Genomic DNA, 16,634 nt, shown 5'->3' on the forward strand with positions numbered 1-16,634 from the left:
GCAGGGACTCCCGCGGCGAGAGGCCGCCGCGGACAGGGGTGCGGAGGCGCCGGCTCATGCGGGCTCCTCCTCGGGCGAGCCCTCGTGGACACGCGTCAGTCGTTCCGCGCTCACACGCGCCTCGCCGGCCCGGCGCGCCGCGCGCTCGGCGCGGTCGCGCAGGCGCTTGGCCGCGGAGATGCGCACCAGCACCGGCTGGGCCTCGAGCAGTTCCTCGAGCAAGGCGCTCGCGGCGTCGTCCCAGGGCAGCTCGACGTGGGTGCGCGCCGGCGTCGGGTCGACGCGGTCCAGGTCGGCGGCCAGCGGCAGGATGTGGAACAGCGCGTCGAACAGCGCGTTGCACACCTCCTGCACCACGTAGGTGGCGCCGGCATAGCCCATGAAGGGCGTGCCGGTGGCGCGGCGGATGATCGCGCCGGGGAAGGAGGCCGGGATGAAGCTCGGCCTCATGCCCATCTTCGCCCCCGTCTCGGCGAGGTACATGCGTTCGTTGAAGCTGCCGAACATCACGAGTGGCGTCTGCTCGTGCACGAGCGCGCGCACGGCCGCGTTGTCGGTCTTCGCGGCGGCCACGCGCGGCACCGCGAAGCGGCACGGCAGGCCGAGTTCGTCTTCCAGGAAGTGGCGCAGCCCGCGCGTGTAGGTCTCGTTGGCCACGACCGCGAAGCTCGCGGTGCCGAAGAAGTCCTGCGTGACCGAGCGCCACAGGTCCCAGATCGGCTTGATGGTGGTGTGCTTCTCGCGCTCGATGAAGGGTTCCGGATCCAGCCCGGTGAGCTCGCCCAGCGTGCGCAGGAAGGCCGTGGTGCTGTGCAAGCCGATCGGCGCCTGCAGGTAGGGCCGCTCGAGCGCTTCGCACAGCAGCCGGCCGTACTCGCGGTACAGGCAGATGTTGACGTCCGCCTCCACGAGGCGCGACACCTCGGCGAGGTGGCTGCCGAGCGGGAACACCAGGTTCACCTCGCAGCCGATGCCCTGCACCAGGCGGCGGATCTCGGCCAGGTCGCTCGGCCCGTTGAACATGCCGTAGGCCGGGCCGATGAGGTTGACGCGCGGCCGCTCACCCTCCTTGCGCACGCGTTCGGGCACCTTGCGCAGGCCGTACTGCTGCCACAGCCACAGCAGCGCGCGGTTGGCGCTCTGCCACTGGTCCTCGTCGATGGTGCGCGGCAGGAAGCGCTGGATCGTCGTGCCCTCGGGCGTGACGCCGCCGCCGATCATCTCGGCGATCGAGCCGGTGACGACGACGCTCGGCAGGTCCGGGTCGAGCGTGGCGTGCGCGCGGCGCAGGTTGCCTTCGGTGCCTTCGCGGCCGAGCTGCTCTTCGGCCAGCCCGGTGACGACGATCGGCAGCTCGTGCGGCGGCAGCGCGTCGGTGTAGTGCAGCACGCTCGTCACCGGCAGGTTCTCGCAGCCCACCGGTCCGTCGATGATGACCTGCAGGCCCTTGATCGCGCTGAACACGTACACCGCGCCCCAGTAGCCGCCGGCGCGATCGTGGTCGAGGACGAAGCTCATACCATCTGCTCCGCCTTGAGCCGCTTCTGGATCTTGATGACCTGGCGGCGCGTGTCGGCGCGGAACTCGGGGTGCAGCTCGGGCACGCCCTCCCAGACGCCGGCGCGGTCGCCGAGGCCGGTCTCGCCGAAGAACTCGCTCATCGCGTCGAAGCGGCCCTTGTTGGCGATCGCGGTGTTGACCACCTGTGCGAGCGAGCCCGCCCCGGCCGGGCCCATCAGCGGGCGTGCGGAGATCAGGTTGGTGAAGTACAGCGCCGGCGTCGAGGCCTGCTTGGCGGCCTGCACCACCGGCGTGGTGCCGATCACGAGGTCGGGCGCGAACTCGCGCATCGCGGCCAGGTCCTGTTCGAGCGAGGCGCGGTACTGCACCCTCACGCCGTGCGCCTCGAGCCACTGCCGGTCGGCCTCGCTCCACGGCGTGCGCGGGCAGGCGGTGCCGCAGTAGCGCAGGTCGGCGCCGCTTTCGACCAGCAGCCGCGCGACGAGCAGTTCCGAGCCCTCGTAGCCGGACAAGGTGATGCGGCCCTTCACCGGCCTGCCGGCCAGCGCGCCGCGGATCGCGGGCAGGAAGCGGTTCTTGGCCGCATCGATCTGCGCCTGGCCCACGTTGGCTGCGTCGCCGACGGCCTGCAGCCAGGCCTCGGTGCCGTCGTGGCCCACCGGGCCCGAGCCGAGCACGCTGCGGCCGGCGGTCTGGAACTCGCGCACGCTGGCGGTGTAGAAGGGATGGATCGCGGCGACCGCGGCGCAGTCCAGCGCCGCATACAGCTCGCGCCACTCGCGTGTGGGCACCACGGGGCCGGCGGCCAGGCCCATGGGCTCGAGCATCATGCCGATGCCCACCGGGTCGGCCGGGAACATCTCGCCCAGCAGGGTGATCGTCGGCTTGCTGCGCACGCCGCCGCGCGGCGCCGCCACCGGGCCCTGCTCGGCCTCGCCGCGCGCGTACTTCAGCATCGCGCCGGCCAGCACGTCCTTGGCCTCCGCGTGCGTGGGCACGCCGAAGCCCGGCACGTCGATGCCGATGATGCGCACGCCGTCGATCGCCTTCGGCAGCAGCTGCAGCGGCACGCCGCTGGCCGTCGGCACGCACAGGTTGATGATCACGACCGCATCCACCTCGGCCGGCCTGGCCTGCGCGTAGACGGCCTCGCGGATGTCCTCGAACAGCTTGCCCGTCACCAGCGTCTCGCTGTTGAACGGCACGTAGCCGACGCTGCGCCGCGCGCCGTAGAAGTGCGAGGTGAAGGTGAGTCCGTAGACGCAGCAGGCCGAGCCGGACAGGATGGTCGCGGTGCGGCGCATGCGCAGGCCCACGCGCAGCGAGCCGAAGGCCGGGCACATGCTCTGCGGCTGGTCGTGCGGGCCCTTCGGGTAGTCCGCCGCGTAGCGCGTCAGCACCTCGCCCTTGCCGGCCGCCGCCGCGGCCTGCTGGTGATCGGTATGGGAATGGCAGGCGCTCATGGGAGGCTCAGGCCGCGTCGTAGATGACTTCGAGCGTCGGCTTCACGAGCTGCTCGCTGCCCAGCATGTCGGCGAGGCTGGCGGGCTGGAGCACGACGTTGCGCCCGACCGTGTCGCTGGAGAACAGGCCCAGCAGCTCGTCCTGCGTCTGCGGCTTCGGGCGCAGCGGTGGCGCCTCGGCCACGTTGCGCGCGAGTTCCTCGAACAGCGGCGCCCACGGCGTGCCGGGCCGGCCGATGATCTCGTAGCTGGCGCTCTTGCGGCGGATGTCCTCGTGGGCGGGGATCGCCGCCAGCACCGGGATGCCGGCGTTCGCGGCGAACGCTTGCGCCTCGCCGGTGCCGTCGTCCTTGTTGATCACCATGCCGGCCACGCCGACGTTGCCGCCGAGCTTGCGGAAGTACTCGACCGCGTTGCAGACGTTGTTGGCCACGTACAGCGACTGCAGGTCGTTGCTGCCGACCACGATGACCTTCTGGCACATGTCGCGCGCGATCGGCAGGCCGAAGCCGCCGCACACCACGTCGCCGAGGAAGTCGAGCAGCACGTAGTCGAAACCCCAGTCGTGAAAGCCGAGCTTCTCGAGCGTCTCGAAGCCGTGGATGATCCCGCGCCCGCCGCAGCCGCGGCCGACCTCGGGGCCGCCGAGCTCCATCGCGAACACGCCGTCGCGCTTGAAGCAGACGTCGCCGATCGCCACCGCCTCGCCGGCGAGCTTCTTCCTCGAGCTGGTCTCGATGATGGTCGGGCAGGCCTTGCCGCCGAACAGCAGGCTGGTCGTGTCGCTCTTCGGGTCGCAGCCGATCAGCAGCACCTTCTTGCCCTGTTGGGCCATCATGTAGCTCAGGTTGGCCAGGGTGAAGCTCTTGCCGATGCCACCCTTGCCGTAGATCGCGATGATCTGCGTGGCCTTGGTGACGGGCGCGGTCGAGACGCTCTCGGGCTCGATGGCGGCTTCGGCCTTAAGCCGTTCATCTCTCATGAAGATGACCGGAGACGTGGGCGCGTTCATTGCAGCGTTCTCCAGTCGAGCACCATCTTCAGACATTGCAGGTCACCGAAGGCGGTGCGGTAGGCCGAGGCCGCCGCAGTGGCGTCCTCGTGGTGGGTGATCAGGCCGTCGAGCGAGAGCCGGCCGGCTTCGGCCAGTTCGCGCACCGCCAGCAGGTCGGGGCGCTGCCATTCGGCCGCGCAGCGGATCTGCGCCTCGCGCATGAACGCGGGGGCGAAGTTGAAGTGCAGCGGCTGGCTGTAGAAACCGGCCAGCACGATCTCGCCGCCGGGCGCCAGGCGGGCGATCAGCGTGTCCAGCACCGAGGCATCGCCGCTCACGTCGTAGATCGCGCGGTAGTTGCGCTTCGGGTCGTCGTCCGGGTCGAGCACCGGGTAGTCGAGCGCGCCGTCGCGCCGCGAGGCCTCGCGTTCCCACACCGTGGGCGGCGGGTAGCCGGCCACCACTGTCATGCGCGCGAGCAGCCGGCCCAGCACGCCGTGGCCGACGATCAGGTCGGGTGGATGGATGTCGGCGCGCTTGCCGCCCCCGGCCACCGCGTGATAGGCCGTGGCCGCGAGCGCCAGCAGCACGCCGCGCTCGCCGAGCCCGCCGTCGAGTTCGACCACGCGGCTGCCGGGCACCACCAGGCGCGAGGCGGCACCGCCGAACAGGCCGCGCACCTCGCCGAAGCAGCGGGCGCCCGGCACGAACACCGGCGTGCCCACGGCATGACCCGATGCCGGCCCGGCGGCAAGGACGTGGCCGACCGACTCGTAGCCCGGCACCAGCGGGTAACCCATGCCCGGGAAGGCCGGCATGCGGCCGGTCCACAGCAGGCGTTCGGTGCCCGTGCTGATGCCGCTCCAGTCGACCGCGACGACGACATCGTCGTCCTTCGCGGCGTCCAGCGCCAGGCACGCCAGCCGGAGTTGCTCCGGCTGTTCCAGCACGACGGCGGTGGTGTCCATGGTCAGCCTCCGGTCCGGAGCTCGGCATCCGATGCCCGCCCCGTTTTTTGTCATCGTACGCGGACACGCGTATGTGTCAAGCATTGTTTACACCCGAAGGGTGCGCCGGCCTGCGTGCGATCAGGAGTCCGCATTGCAGCGGCATGCGCGTGGGCAGCCGGCGCACCGCCGCGAAACCGGCCGCCCGCAGCAGGGTGGCGAGCTCGTCGGCGCGGCGCGGGCGCCCCGAGCCCATCGCCAGCAGGTACAGGCCGAAGTAGGCGTCGCCCACGGCCTGGGCGCCGCCGGTGCCGGCCATCGGCTCGGCCAGCAGCAGGGTGCCGCCGGGCCCCAGGGCCGCATGGGCGGCACGCAGCAGCGCCCGGACCTGGGCGTCGTCGTGGTCGTGAACCACGCGCACCAGCGACACCAGATCCGCACCGCGCGGCAGGGCATCGGCATGGAAGTCGAGACCGAACACCTCGGCGCGGCTGGAGAGTCCTTCGCGCGCGAAACGCTCCGCCGCGCGCGCGGCGACACCGGGCAGGTCGGCCAGCATCAGGCGCAGCCCGGGCGCGCGCCGAGCCGCCGCACACAGGAACCCACCTTCCCCGCCGCCGATGTCGAGCAGGCAGCGGTGGCGCGCCACCGGATAGGCGTCGAGCACCTGCTCGGCCACCAGCGGCAGCGAGGCCGACATCAGGCCCGAGTAGCGCGCCAGCGGCGCGGCATCGAGCCCGCGCCGCTCGGCAGCCGTGGCATACGGCCAGTACTGCGCGAGCGCCCCGTCGGCCCGGCCGCCGCGCAGCAGGGCCAGCGGGTCGGCCAGGTCGCGGTACAGCGCCGCGTGGTGCTCGATCATGGCAACCAGCCCGGGGTTGTCGACCAATGGCGCACCCAGCGGCCCGAGGCCGTAGCGCTCGCCGGCGCGCCGCTCGAGCAGGCGCACCGCCACCGCCGCATCGAGCAGGCGCCGGGCCCCGTCGTGCGGCAACGTGACACGCGCCGCGATGCACTCGAGCGAAAGAGGCCCGTCGGCCAGCAGCTCGAACAGCCCGAGGCGTACGCAGGCCGCCAGCACCTGCGAGTAGACGAACCCCGCGACCACGTCGAACAGCTGCGCCGCACGCCGGCGTGCGATCGGCCGTGTCAGCGGAAAGCGCTCCGCCCACGAACGGAACCCCGGATCGACCAGCCGCCGATCGCGCCACCCACGCCACCAGTCAAGCACCCGCCATTGACCGAGCAGCCGCGGCGGATCCGGCTCCGCCGGTCCGCCCGCGGCGCCCCCCTGGGGGGGAGCGCCAGAGGCGCTCCGGGGGGGGATCACATCACCAACTCGGCCCGCATCGGGCGCGGCACGAGGCGCTGCGCCTCGGCGCGCACGAGCATGCGCAGGCCCTCTGCGCCGCGGCAGGCCGGCACGGCCTCGACGGCCTGCTCCACCAGGGTGTCGAAGCGGTCGAGCGCGCCGCCCAGGCCCTGCTCGCGCGCAGCGCTCGGCCGGCCCAGCGCGACATCGCGCCCGACCGGCTTGCCGAGTATCAGCGGATCGGCCAGCACGTCGCGGATGTCGTCGGCAACCTGGTAGGCCTCGCCGAGCCACTCGCCCAGCGTGCGCCAGCGGCCCGACTCCGCGCCGGCCGCCTCGGCCCCGGCCGCGGTGGCGGCGGCGAACAGGGCGCCGGTCTTGGCGCGCTGGTAATCGCGCAGCACGGTGCGCGACTCGCATTCCCAGGCCTGGCCGGCAGCAATGCCCCAGGGCATGCCGACCCCGGCCGACAAGGTGGCCAGCAGGCGCGACAGGCGCTGCGGCGAGGTCTCCGCACAGGCCCCGAGGTGCTGGAACGCGAGCACGATCAGTGCGTCGCCGGTCAGCACGGCGATGCGCTCGCCGTAGGCGCAGTGCACCGAGGGCCGGCCGCGGCGCGTCAGCGCGTCGTCGAAGCAGGGTAGGTCGTCGTGCACCAGCGAGGCACAGTGGAGCAGCTCGACGGCGGCGGCCGCGCCATCGGCGAGCAGCGGGTCACCGTCGCCGCAGGCACGCGCCACCGCCAGCAGCAGCTGCGGCCGGATGCGTGCTCCGCCGGGGAACACCGCGTGCCGCATCGCCGCCGCCAGCGTCGGCGGCGCACCGGCCGAATCGGCCGACTGCAGCGCGCTCTCCAGGGCCCGCTCGATCCGTGGCATCGCACCCATCACGCCCTCCAGTGGCCGCGGCGACCCACCCGATCGGTCGCATGTGTCAACTAGAATAGACACATGCAAGTGTCCAGTCAACACAACTGCAGGGCCGCACCCCGGGTGCTCGTGGTGGGCGCGGGGATGGGCGGGCTGGTGGCCGCAGCCGAGTTGGCCCAGCACGGCGCGGCGGTAACGGTGCTGGAGCGCGCCGCGCAGGCCGGCGGCAAGCTGCGCGAGGCGGGCGACGGCGCGAGCCGCGGCGACGCCGGCCCGACCGTGTTCACGATGCGCTGGGTGTTCGACGAGCTGTTCGAGGCGCTCGACGAGTCCGAGGGCCTGCCGCTCGCGCCGCTGCCGCTGCTGGCGCGCCACGCCTGGGCCGACGGCAGCGTGCTGGACCTGCATGCCGACCTGGAGCACAGCACCGACGCGATCGGCCGCTTCGCCGGTGCGGCCGAGGCCCGCGGCTACCGCGACTTCTCCGCGCGCGCGCAGGCGGTCTACGCGGCGCTGGAAGGCCCGTTCCTGCGCGCCACCCGGCCCAATCCGCTGTCGCTGCTGCTGCGCGGCGGCTGGCGCGGACTGCCCGGGCTGCTGCGCATCGCGCCGTTCGCGACGCTGTGGTCCTCGCTCGGCACGCATTTCCGAGACGCGCGGCTGCGCCAGCTGTTCGGCCGCTACGCCACCTACTGCGGCGCCTCGCCCTACGCCTGCCCGGCCACGCTGATGCTGGTGGCGCACGTGGAGCGCGCCGGCGTCTGGCGCGTCGAGGGCGGCATGCACGGCATCGTCCGCCACCTCGAGCGCCTGCTGGCCCGGCGCGGCGCGCTGCTGCGCTGCGGCGCCGACGTGCGGCGGCTGCACCTGGCGCGCGGCCGCATCGCGGGGGTCGAGCTCGGCAGCGGAGAGCATCTGGCCGCCGACGCCGTGGTGTGGGCCGGCGACAGCGCGGCGCTGGCCGCCGGGCTGCTCGGGCCCGCGCTGCGCCAGGCCGCGCCGCCGCCGCGCCAGCGCTCGCTGTCGGCGCTGACCTGGAACCTGGCGGCATGCACCGAAGGCCTGCCGCTGGCCCACCACAACGTGTTCTTCGGGCCGTCGTATGCCGACGAGTTCGACGCGTTGTTCCGCCACGCCCGCCTGCCGGGCGTGCCGACCACCTACGTGTGCGCCCCCGATGCCGGCGGAGCCGCCGCGGCGCAGCGCCTGTTCTGCCTGGTCAACGCGCCGGCCGGGCGCAACCTGTCGGACGAGGAGATCGACGAATGCGAGCAGCAAACCTTCCGACACCTGGCACGCTGCGGGCTGAGCCTGCGCGCGATCGAGGGCACGACGGCCCGCACGACGCCGATGGACTTCGCGCGCATGTTCCCGGGCTCGGCGGGGGCGCTGTACGGGGAGGCGTCGCACGGCTGGCAGGCCTCGTTCCGGCGTCCGACGCAGCGCACGCCGATCCCGGGGCTGGTGCTGGCGGGCGGCACGACCCACCCGGGGCCCGGCGTGCCGATGGCCGCGCTGTCGGGCCGGCTGGCGGCCGCGGAACTGCGGCGCCAGTGGCGGGCGCAGCGCGTTTCGATCTCGCTGTCCCGCCCGGCGGCTATGCCTGGTAGTATCTCGACGCCCTGAGCGACGATGGCCGCCATGCGCTGGCGCTGATCGCCTTCGTCGGCAGTGTGTTCTCGCCCTGGTACGCGGCGGCACGCCGGCGCAGCGTGGCGGACGCCGACCCGCGCCGCCACGTGGCGATCAACGTCGCGCTGTACGGCCCCGGCCTGCACCGCTGGACCATGACCGAACGCGGCGCCGACCGGCTGCAGCGCGATGCGCGCACGCTGTGCATCGGCCCGAGCACGCTGGCCTGGCACGACGGCCGGCTGCAGGTCGAGCTCGACGAATGGGCCGTGCCCTGGCCCGCCCGAGTGCGCGGTCGCCTGCTGCTCGAGCCGCTGTCCAGCACCGGCGCGGACTTCCCGCTCGATGCCGCCGGGCGGCACCGCTGGACACCGCTGGCGCCGTCGGCACGCATCGAGGTCGAGCTCGACCGGCCCGGCTGGCGCTGGCGCGGCCAGGCCTACCTGGACGGCAACCACGGCGCGCGGCCGCTCGAGCAGGACTTCGTGCGCTGGGACTGGTCGCGCGCCGCGCTGCCCGGCGGCGCGACCGGCGTGCACTACGACGTGCAGCGCCGCGACGGCTCGACGCTGGGGCTCGCGCTGCACATCGCGAACGACGGTGCCATCGGGTCCGTCGAGGCCCCGCCGCCGCATGCGCTGCCGGCCTCGCGCTGGCGCATGCCCGGCATGGTGCGCGCGGATGCAGGGCATCGGCCGGCGCTGCAGCGGCGCCTGGAGGACGGGCCGTTCTACGCCCGCTCGCTGGTGGAGACGCGCTGGCGCGGCGAGCCGGTCACCGCGGTGCACGAGAGCCTGTCGCTGGACCGCTTCGCGGCGCGCTGGGTGCAGGCACTGCTGCCGTTCCGCATGCCGCGGCGGGGCTAGGAGTCTGCGCGGCAGACTCCGAGTCGTCGGCGGTGCCTTCGCGCTCACGCGCGCGATCGCGCCGCTGCTCGCGGCGCAGCTTGACCAGTTCCCACACGCCCCAGACGAGCGGCAGGCCGAGGAACATCGACAGTTCGATCAGGCCGAACCAGTGGCTGCTCACGGCACGCTCGACCGGCACGCTCAGGCGGCACGCTGCAGCCGGTCGCGCCGCTCGAGGCGCTCGAACAGGTCGAGCACCCAGAGCGCCTTCTCCGCCAGGCCACGCGGCGGGGCGTGGCGGTCGGCGGCCGCGTCGACGAGGTAACGCGTCGCGGCCAGCGGCGGCTCGCGCGCTGCCTCGGGGTCGGGCCACCAGGTGACGAGGGCGCGCGCCAGGCCCGCCAGCTTGCGGCGCCGCGGCACCACGGCGCGCGTGGACACCGAGTCGTAGCCGCGCCGCGCCACCTCGTGGCCGATCGCGGCGTACAGGAAACGCGCCGCGTTGATGCTCGGCCGGCAGGCCAGCGGCAGGCGCGCCACGCCGGCACCGGCACGTGCGTACAACATGTCCGCGTGCGCGAGCAGGCGCTCCAGCACGCCGGCCAGGCGCTCGTCGAAGCGCGGCGCGGCCAGCCAGGCCTCGGGGTCGATGCCGGCCTCCTGCAGCCAGCGGCGCGGCAGGTAGAGCCGCCCGGCCAGCGCGTCCTCGCCGACGTCGCGCGCGATGTTGGACAGCTGCATCGCCACGCCCAGGTCGCAGGCGCGCGCCAGCGCGGCCGCGTCGCGTGTGCCCATCAGCAGCGACATCATCGCGCCCACCGTGCCGGCCACGCGCGCGGCGTAGTCCTCCAGCTCGGCAAGCGTGTCGTAGCGCCGCCCGGCGGCGTCCCACTCGAAGCCGTCGATCAGCGCGGCCGGCAGGGCCTGCGGGATGCCGAAGCGCGCCACCACCGCGGCGAGCGCGCGGTCGGCCGGCACCGGCCAGGCGTCGCCGCGGTAGAGCCGGTCGAGGCGGCCGCGCAGCATCTGCGCCGCGGCATGCGGATCGTCGCCGCCGTCGACCGCGTCGTCGGCCAGGCGGCAGAACGCGTACAGCGCGCAGGCCGGCCCGCGCACCGCCCGCGGCAGCAGCAGCGACGCGGCGAGGAAGGTGCGCGAGCCGTTGGCCAGCTGCGCGCGGCAGGCGGCGAGATCGACCTCGGCGACCCCGGCGGCCTCAGACCAGTTCGTCGGCATGCGGCACCACGCGGTCGAGCACCCTGGCGGAAGACAGCACACCCGGCAGCCCGGCACCGGGGTGCGTGCCCGCGCCGACCAGGTAGAGCCGCTCGACCTCCTCGCTGCGGTTGTGCGGGCGGAACCAGGCGCTCTGCGTCAGCACCGGCTCGAGGCCGAAGGCCGCGCCGTGGACCGAGCAGAGCCGGTCGCGGAAGTCCAGCGGCGTCATCACGCGCGAGCTGGCCAGGCTCTCGCCCAGGCCGGGCAGCACGGTGGCCTCCAGGCGCGCCTGGATGGCGCGGCGGTAGGGCTCGGCCTGCTCCACCCAGTCGGTGCCGCTGCCCAGGTGCGGCACCGGCGAGAGCACATAGAACGCGTCGCAGCCCGGCGGCGCGAGCGACGGGTCGGTGGCGGTGGGCCGGTGCAGGTAGAGGCTGAAGTCCTCGGCCAGGTGCTTGCGGCGGAAGATGTCGTCCAGCAGCCCGCGGTAGCGCGGCCCGAGCAGGATGCTGTGGTGCGCCACGTCCTCGTAGCGCCGGCGGGTACCGAAGTACCAGACGAACAGGCTCATCGAGTAGCGCGCGCGCGCCAGGCGCCGGTCGGTCCAGCGCCGGCGGTGCTCGGGGGCGAGCAGGTGGCGGTAGGTCCAGGCCGAGTCGGCGTTGGAGACCACCACGTCGGCGCGGATCGTCTCGCCGCTGTCCAGGCGCACGCCGCAGGCGCGCCCCTGCTCCACCAGGATCTGCGCCACCGGGGCGTTCAGGCGCAGCGCATGGCCCTGCTCGCGGATCAGCTTGACCAGGCCGGCCACCAGCGCACCGGTGCCGCCCATCGCGAAGTGCACGCCCCAGCGCCGCTCGAGGAAGGCGATCAGGCAGTAGACCGAGGTGGTGGTGAACGGGTTGCCGCCGACCAGCAGCGACTGGAACGTGAGCAGCACGCGCAGCTTCTCGTCCTTGACGTGCTTGCAGGCCATGCCCCAGACGGTGCGCCAGCTCTGCAGGCGCATCAGGTCGGGCAGGCAGCGCGCCATGTCGGCCCATCGGTCGAAGGGCTGGTCGCCGAGCTGCTCGAAGCCGACCTTGAAGATCGCCTCGCTGGCGGCGAGGAAACGTTCGTAGCCGGCCAGGTCGCCCGGCGCGAGGCGGGCGACGGCCTCGCGCATGGCCTGGGCGTCGCCGCGGTAGTCGATCGACATGCCGTCGTCGAAGCGCACGCGGTAGAACGGGTCGACCGGGCGCAGCTCGACGTCGTCGGCGAGACGGCGGCCGCACAGCGCCCACAGCTCCTCGAACAGCCAGGGCGCGGTGACGACGGTCGGCCCGGCATCGAAGGTGTAGCCGTCCTGCCGGTGCACGCAGGCGCGGCCGCCGGGGGCATCGAGCCGCTCCAGCACGGTGACGCGGTAACCGCGCGCTCCCAGGCGCAGCGCCGCGGCCAGGCCGCCGAAACCGCTGCCGATCACCACCGCATGGGCACGCCCCGGCGTGCCGGTGCGCGGACCGCCCACGGGCGGCGGCACGGATCGTTCGTCGCTCCACATGCGGCGCATCCTAGACATGTCAACTTGACTTGACAATAAGTTTCGTCAAGTTCTCAAGGATGGCCGCCACCTGGGCCGGGTCTTCCTCGTGCGCGAGGTGGCCGAGCCCGGGCAGGCGCAGCAGGCTCGCGCGCGGCAGGTGCTCGTGCAGTCGGCGCGCATGGTCGCGTGGCAGGGTCAGGTCGCGCTCGGCCACCAGCAGGTGCAGCGGCACGGCCAGGCGCGGCAGCGCACGCGCGAAGGTCTGCAGGTCCCAGCGCGCCATCATGCCCAGCGCACCGGACACGTGCCGGGGGTCCTGCAGCAGGCGGCGGTAGCAGGCGGCACCGTCCTCGTCGATGCGCGAGCCGGTGCCGTCGAGCAGGCGGCGGCACACCACCGGGTCGCTGGCGCGCCAGGAGAACAGCCGCGGCACCAGCGTGCTGCGCGCCAGCAGCCGCGCCACCGGCGAAAAGACGCTGCCCGCCAGGCCCGGGAGCGGCAGCAGCGCCCCGTTGACCGACACCAGCGCGGCGGGCTGCAGCGCGCCGTCCAGGCACAGCTGCGCGCCCACCGCGGCGCCGGCGGAGTGGCCCACCACCAGCTCCGGTGCGCAGCGCAGCTCGCGCAGCAGGTCAGCCAGCGCCGAGGCCATGCCGGGCAGGCTGAGCCGTTCGGGGTCCGCCGGCGCGCCGGTGAAGGCGTGCCCGGGCAGATCGACCGCGACGAGACCCAGGCGGCCTGCCAGCGCCGTCATCACGCCGCGCCAGGAATGGGTCGAGGCGCCGGTGCCGTGCAGCAGCAGCAGCGTCGGCGCGCCGGGCGGCGCGGCGATCTGCTGCACGTGCCAGCGCAGGCCCGGCAGCGCGACGAAACGGCTGGCCGCGTGGTGCGGCCAGCCGGGCCCGTCGCGCGCCCAGTCCAGCGGGCGCCCCATGCCCTCAGCCGCGCACAAGCACGGCGCTCGCCTGGCGCACGGCGGCCGACAGCGTCGCCGCCTCGGCCATCGGCAGAGGCAGGTAGCGCGCCTGCATGCGCTCGGCCAGCGCGCGGGCGCGTGGGTCGGGGCGCGGCGAGGTGTCGACCAACAGCGCGGCGATGCCGGCACCGCGCCAGCGGGCGGCGCTGGCCAGTGCGTCCTGCTCGGCGCGCGCGCGGTCGGGTGAGCCGTCGCGCGCGATGTTGGCGCGGCCGTCGGTCAGCAGCACGACCAGGGGGGTGTCGCCGCGCCGGCGCGCCGCGTCGGCGACGACCCAGGCCGCGTCCAGCCCGGCCGCCAGCGGCGTGCCGCCGCCGCCGGGCAGGCCGGCGAGCGCGCGCTTGGCACGCGGCAGCGAGCGGGTGGGCGGCAGCAGCAGTTCGGCGCCGGCGCCGCGAAAGCCGAGCACCGCCACCTGGTCGCGCCGCACATAACAGTCGGCCAGCAGCAGCTCGACCGCGCCCTTGGCCTCGGCCAGCCGGTGCAGCGCGGCCGAGCCCGAGGCGTCGACCGCGAACACGGCCGTCGTGCGCCGATGCATCTGGTGCCGCGTGACACGGAAATCCTCGCGCCGCACCTGCACCGCGGCGGCGCAGCGTGCCTCGCGCCGGCGCAGCGGTTGCCACGGCGCCGCGGCGCGCAGCGTGTCGATCAGGTTCAGCCGCGCGCCGCGACGCGGCTCGCCGGCCAGCGTGCCGATCGGCCGGCCGCGCAGCAGGGAACGCTGCAGCGCGCCGCGTTTGCCGGCCCCGCCGCGCGGCGCGCCACCCAGGCGCGCGATCTGCAGCTGTGCAAGCAGGCGCGGGTCGATCGATGAACGCGCCGCCTCGATCAGGCGGTCTTCCAGCGTGCCGGCCTCGACCGTCTGGTCGCCAGCGTTCTCGCGCTCGGGCGCCTCGGACCGCTCGGGCGGCGGCGCCTCGTCGGGCGGCGGGCCCGGCGGCAGCCGCATGGCCCGCGGCGCGAGCACCAGGCGGGCGGCGAGCTCGGCATCGGCCTGCGCAACCGTCAGGCGCCCGTCCAGCGCCGCGGCGGCGCGCGCCACCCGCAACGCGAACCAGGGTGCGCGGCTCGAGGCGATGCCGAGCGCCTCGGCCGCGGCGCACAGGGCGTCCAGCGCGGCCTCGTCGGTGCGCAGCCGCGGCAGGCGTTCGCGCGCCGCGGCGACGGCCTCGGCCGTCCATGGTGCGGACGGCCCGGCGTCGCGCCAGGCCAGGCCGCTCAGGTCCAGCTGCAGCGCCAGCCGGTCGGCCAGCGCGGCGGGCGGCGGGTCGTTGCCCTCGACCCCGTCGTCGTAGGCCAGCAGGGCGAGCCGGGCGGGATCGCAGCGCGCGAAGCCCTCGCGCGCGAGCCGCACCTCGCCGTCGTCCAGCACGGCGGCCAGGCGCGCCGCCAGCGCCGCGCCGAGCTGCTGCGCCTGCGGCACCCGCAGCAGGCCGCCGTCGCACTCGGCCAGCAGGCCGCGCTGCGCCACCGGGCGCGCCTGGCGCAGCGTGGCGCCGAGGTCCAGGCCGCCGAGCAGGCGCTCGTCACCGATGTGCGGCGGCAGCGTGCGCCACGGCGTATCGGGCGGCAGCAGGCCGCGCAGCAGGGCCTCCCAGCGCTCGCGCAGGTCGGGCGAGAGCCCGCGCAGCAGCGCGCCGCCCAGGCCGGCCGGATCGACCGCCAGCAGCGCCGCCGCGTGCTGCGCCAGGGCCCAGCCGGGCGCGATGTTCATGCGGGCAACTGCTCCGCCAGCACGCGCTCCACGCGCGAGGTCGAGCCGGCTTCGTCGAGCGGGTCGCGGCGCAGGCGGTGGCGCAGCGCCGAAGGCGCGATGCGGCGCAGGTGGCCCGCGTCGACCGCGGCGTCGCCGTCGAAGGCGGCCAGCGCGCGCGCGGCGCGGATCAGCGTGAGCTCGCCGCGCAGGCCGTCGGTGCCGACCGCCAGGCACAGCTTGGAGGCCGCCTCGAGCACCGCGTCGGGCGTGTCGATGCCGCCGACCCGCTCGCGCGCCTTGACGATGCGGCGGCGCAGCTTGTCCTCCTCCTTCTGCCACTGTGCGACGAAGCCTGCGGGATCACGCTCGAAGCGGTCGCGCCGGCGCACCACCTCGATGCGCGTGGGCAGGTCGGTGGGCGTGCGCACCTCGACCGAGAGGCCGAAGCGGTCGAGCAGCTGCGGGCGCAGCTCGCCTTCCTCCGGGTTGCCGCTGCCCACGAGCACGAAGCGCGCCGGGTGGCGCACCGACAGGCCCTCGCGCTCGACCACGTTCTCGCCGGAAGCGGCCACGTCGATCAGCAGGTCGACCAGGTGGTCTTCCAGCAGGTTGACCTCGTCGATGTAGAGGAAGCCGCGGTTGGCGCGCGCCAGCAGGCCGGGCTCGAAGGCCTTGACGCCGTGCGCAAGCGCGCGCTCCAGGTCGAGCGCGCCGACCACGCGGTCTTCGGTCGCGCCGAGCGGCAGGTCGACCACGGGCACGCCGACCTTCTCGGCCTTCGGCGCGCGGCCGGCGCCGCGCCGGGCGGCGCAGTCGCTGCACAGGTTGCCGAGCGGGTCGCAGTGGTAGGGGCAGCCGGCCACCGCGTTCATCTTCGGCAGCAGCGCCGCCAGCGCGCGCACCGCGGTGGACTTGCCGGTGCCGCGGTCGCCGAACACCAGCACGCCGCCGACGCTCGCGTCGATCGCCGCGACGAGGATCGCGCGCTTCATCTCGTCCTGCCCGACGATCGCCGAGAACGGAAAGGTCCAGCCCATCGCCCTGCTCCCTGGCCACGGTTTTGTCAGGACATCCTGACAACCGATACTGCCTGCGCCGGACGACACTGTAGCGCGGCGCGCGCCGCGCACCAATGCGCAACCTCAGCTGCCGCTGCCCATCTGCGACTGCAGCCAGTTCGGCTCGCCAACCTTGGCCACCAGCTCGATCTGCGTCTCGAGGTGGTCGATGTGCTCCTCGGTGTCCTCCAGGATCTGCTCGAGGATCTCGCGCGACACGTAGTCGCGCACGCTCTCGCAGTGCGCGATGGCCTCCTTCAGCACCGCCTGCGAGCCCTGCTCGAGCTTCAGGTCGCAGGACAGGATCTCGACCGCGGACTCGCCGATCAGCAGCTTGCCCAGGTCCTGCAGGTTGGGCAGGCCCTCGAGCATCAGGATGCGGTCGACCAGCTTGTCGGCATGCTTCATCTCCTCGATCGACTCCTCGTACTCGTGCTTGGCCATGCGCTCGAAGCCCCAGTTCTTCAGCATGCGGTAGTGCAGGAAGTACTGGTTGATGGCGGTGAGTTCGTTCTTGAGCTGCTTGTTCAGGTACTCGAGCACCTTGGCGTCACCTTGCATGGTCGTTCCTT

The 16,634-nt window shown here is 74.1% G+C and carries 14 protein-coding genes; 2 read left to right on the forward strand and 12 right to left on the reverse strand.

Annotated elements, in window-relative coordinates; genetic code table 11:
- Nucleotides 1-54: 54 nt before the first annotated feature.
- The 6 genes from bchZ to D9C15_RS05215 form a co-directional block, all read right to left on the reverse strand.
- On the reverse strand, nt 55-1,518 hold the full coding sequence (gene bchZ / locus D9C15_RS05190) for a chlorophyllide a reductase subunit Z (RefSeq protein ID WP_127996376.1): 1,464 nt from the start codon (nt 1,516-1,518) through the stop codon (nt 55-57).
- A complete protein-coding gene (gene bchY, locus D9C15_RS05195; protein WP_127996377.1) occupies nt 1,515-2,984 on the reverse strand; it encodes a chlorophyllide a reductase subunit Y in 1,470 nt (489 codons plus the stop codon). Before bchY ends, bchZ begins: the two co-directional genes overlap by 4 nt.
- 7 nt (nt 2,985-2,991) lie before the next feature.
- Nucleotides 2,992-3,996 carry a chlorophyllide a reductase iron protein subunit X gene (locus D9C15_RS05200; RefSeq protein WP_127996378.1) on the reverse strand — a complete coding sequence of 335 codons (1,005 nt, stop codon included), beginning with the start codon at nt 3,994-3,996 and terminating at the stop codon, nt 2,992-2,994.
- Complete coding sequence (bchC, locus tag D9C15_RS05205; protein ID WP_127996379.1) at nt 3,993-4,946, reverse strand: chlorophyll synthesis pathway protein BchC; 954 nt, start codon at nt 4,944-4,946, stop codon at nt 3,993-3,995. The genes D9C15_RS05200 and bchC overlap by 4 nt, the downstream gene beginning before the upstream one ends.
- 76 nt (nt 4,947-5,022) lie before the next feature.
- Nucleotides 5,023-6,156, reverse strand: a complete 1,134-nt coding sequence (locus tag D9C15_RS05210; protein ID WP_240668295.1) for a methyltransferase — start codon at nt 6,154-6,156, stop codon at nt 5,023-5,025.
- Nucleotides 6,157-6,251: 95 nt separating this feature from the next.
- The gene (locus D9C15_RS05215) at nt 6,252-7,124 is read right to left on the reverse strand and encodes a polyprenyl synthetase family protein (RefSeq protein WP_127996380.1); all 873 of its coding nucleotides are present in this window, start codon (nt 7,122-7,124) and stop codon (nt 6,252-6,254) included.
- A 63-nt stretch (nt 7,125-7,187) separates the two neighbouring features.
- Here D9C15_RS05215 and crtD point away from each other — a divergent pair, with 63 nt between their 5' ends.
- Together crtD and D9C15_RS05225 are read left to right on the forward strand one after the other, a co-directional pair.
- The gene (crtD, locus tag D9C15_RS05220; RefSeq protein WP_127996381.1) at nt 7,188-8,732 is read left to right on the forward strand and encodes a 1-hydroxycarotenoid 3,4-desaturase CrtD; all 1,545 of its coding nucleotides are present in this window, start codon (nt 7,188-7,190) and stop codon (nt 8,730-8,732) included.
- Between the two features lie 29 nt (nt 8,733-8,761).
- Nucleotides 8,762-9,604: a carotenoid 1,2-hydratase family protein gene (locus D9C15_RS05225; protein ID WP_510630230.1), complete on the forward strand. Its 843-nt coding sequence runs from the start codon at nt 8,762-8,764 to the stop codon at nt 9,602-9,604.
- 183 nt (nt 9,605-9,787) lie between these two features.
- Here D9C15_RS05225 and D9C15_RS05230 read toward each other — a convergent pair whose 3' ends face one another.
- From D9C15_RS05230 to bfr, 6 genes are all read right to left on the reverse strand, one after another.
- Nucleotides 9,788-10,822, reverse strand: coding sequence for a phytoene/squalene synthase family protein (locus D9C15_RS05230; RefSeq protein WP_127996383.1), 1,035 nt, complete (start codon nt 10,820-10,822; stop codon nt 9,788-9,790).
- A complete protein-coding gene (locus D9C15_RS05235; protein WP_127996384.1) occupies nt 10,803-12,347 on the reverse strand; it encodes a phytoene desaturase in 1,545 nt (514 codons plus the stop codon). Before D9C15_RS05235 ends, D9C15_RS05230 begins: the two co-directional genes overlap by 20 nt.
- A gap of 19 nt (nt 12,348-12,366) precedes the next feature.
- Nucleotides 12,367-13,263 (reverse strand): alpha/beta fold hydrolase BchO, encoded by an 897-nt coding sequence (bchO, locus tag D9C15_RS05240; RefSeq protein ID WP_127996385.1) that lies wholly within the window; start codon nt 13,261-13,263, stop codon nt 12,367-12,369.
- A 4-nt stretch (nt 13,264-13,267) separates the two neighbouring features.
- Nucleotides 13,268-15,022, reverse strand: a complete 1,755-nt coding sequence (locus D9C15_RS05245) for a magnesium chelatase subunit D (protein ID WP_127996386.1) — start codon at nt 15,020-15,022, stop codon at nt 13,268-13,270.
- Nucleotides 15,019-16,041: a magnesium chelatase ATPase subunit I gene (gene bchI / locus D9C15_RS05250; RefSeq protein ID WP_127996387.1), complete on the reverse strand. Its 1,023-nt coding sequence runs from the start codon at nt 16,039-16,041 to the stop codon at nt 15,019-15,021. Before bchI ends, D9C15_RS05245 begins: the two co-directional genes overlap by 4 nt.
- Nucleotides 16,042-16,146: 105 nt before the next feature.
- Nucleotides 16,147-16,623, reverse strand: coding sequence for a bacterioferritin (gene bfr / locus D9C15_RS05255; RefSeq protein WP_127996388.1), 477 nt, complete (start codon nt 16,621-16,623; stop codon nt 16,147-16,149).
- Nucleotides 16,624-16,634: the final 11 nt, after the last annotated feature.

The sequence above is a fragment of the Piscinibacter defluvii genome, from assembly GCF_004011805.1.
GTDB classification, from domain to species: domain Bacteria; phylum Pseudomonadota; class Gammaproteobacteria; order Burkholderiales; family Burkholderiaceae_C; genus Piscinibacter; species Piscinibacter defluvii.

Excerpts from the sequence above, each read along its gene's own strand:
- bchZ (WP_127996376.1), bottom strand. The coding sequence starts at position 1,518 with ATGAGCTTCGTCCTCGACCACGATCGCGCCGGCGGCTACTGGGGCGCG.
- bchY (WP_127996377.1), bottom strand. The coding sequence starts at position 2,984 with ATGAGCGCCTGCCATTCCCATACCGATCACCAGCAGGCCGCGGCGGCG.
- D9C15_RS05200 (WP_127996378.1), bottom strand. The coding sequence starts at position 3,996 with ATGAACGCGCCCACGTCTCCGGTCATCTTCATGAGAGATGAACGGCTT.
- bchC (WP_127996379.1), bottom strand. The coding sequence starts at position 4,946 with ATGGACACCACCGCCGTCGTGCTGGAACAGCCGGAGCAACTCCGGCTG.
- D9C15_RS05215 (WP_127996380.1), bottom strand. The coding sequence starts at position 7,124 with ATGGGTGCGATGCCACGGATCGAGCGGGCCCTGGAGAGCGCGCTGCAG.
- crtD (WP_127996381.1), top strand. The coding sequence starts at position 7,188 with ATGCAAGTGTCCAGTCAACACAACTGCAGGGCCGCACCCCGGGTGCTC.
- D9C15_RS05230 (WP_127996383.1), bottom strand. The coding sequence starts at position 10,822 with ATGCCGACGAACTGGTCTGAGGCCGCCGGGGTCGCCGAGGTCGATCTC.
- D9C15_RS05235 (WP_127996384.1), bottom strand. The coding sequence starts at position 12,347 with ATGTGGAGCGACGAACGATCCGTGCCGCCGCCCGTGGGCGGTCCGCGC.
- bchO (WP_127996385.1), bottom strand. The coding sequence starts at position 13,263 with ATGGGGCGCCCGCTGGACTGGGCGCGCGACGGGCCCGGCTGGCCGCAC.
- D9C15_RS05245 (WP_127996386.1), bottom strand. The coding sequence starts at position 15,022 with ATGAACATCGCGCCCGGCTGGGCCCTGGCGCAGCACGCGGCGGCGCTG.
- bchI (WP_127996387.1), bottom strand. The coding sequence starts at position 16,041 with ATGGGCTGGACCTTTCCGTTCTCGGCGATCGTCGGGCAGGACGAGATG.
- bfr (WP_127996388.1), bottom strand. The coding sequence starts at position 16,623 with ATGCAAGGTGACGCCAAGGTGCTCGAGTACCTGAACAAGCAGCTCAAG.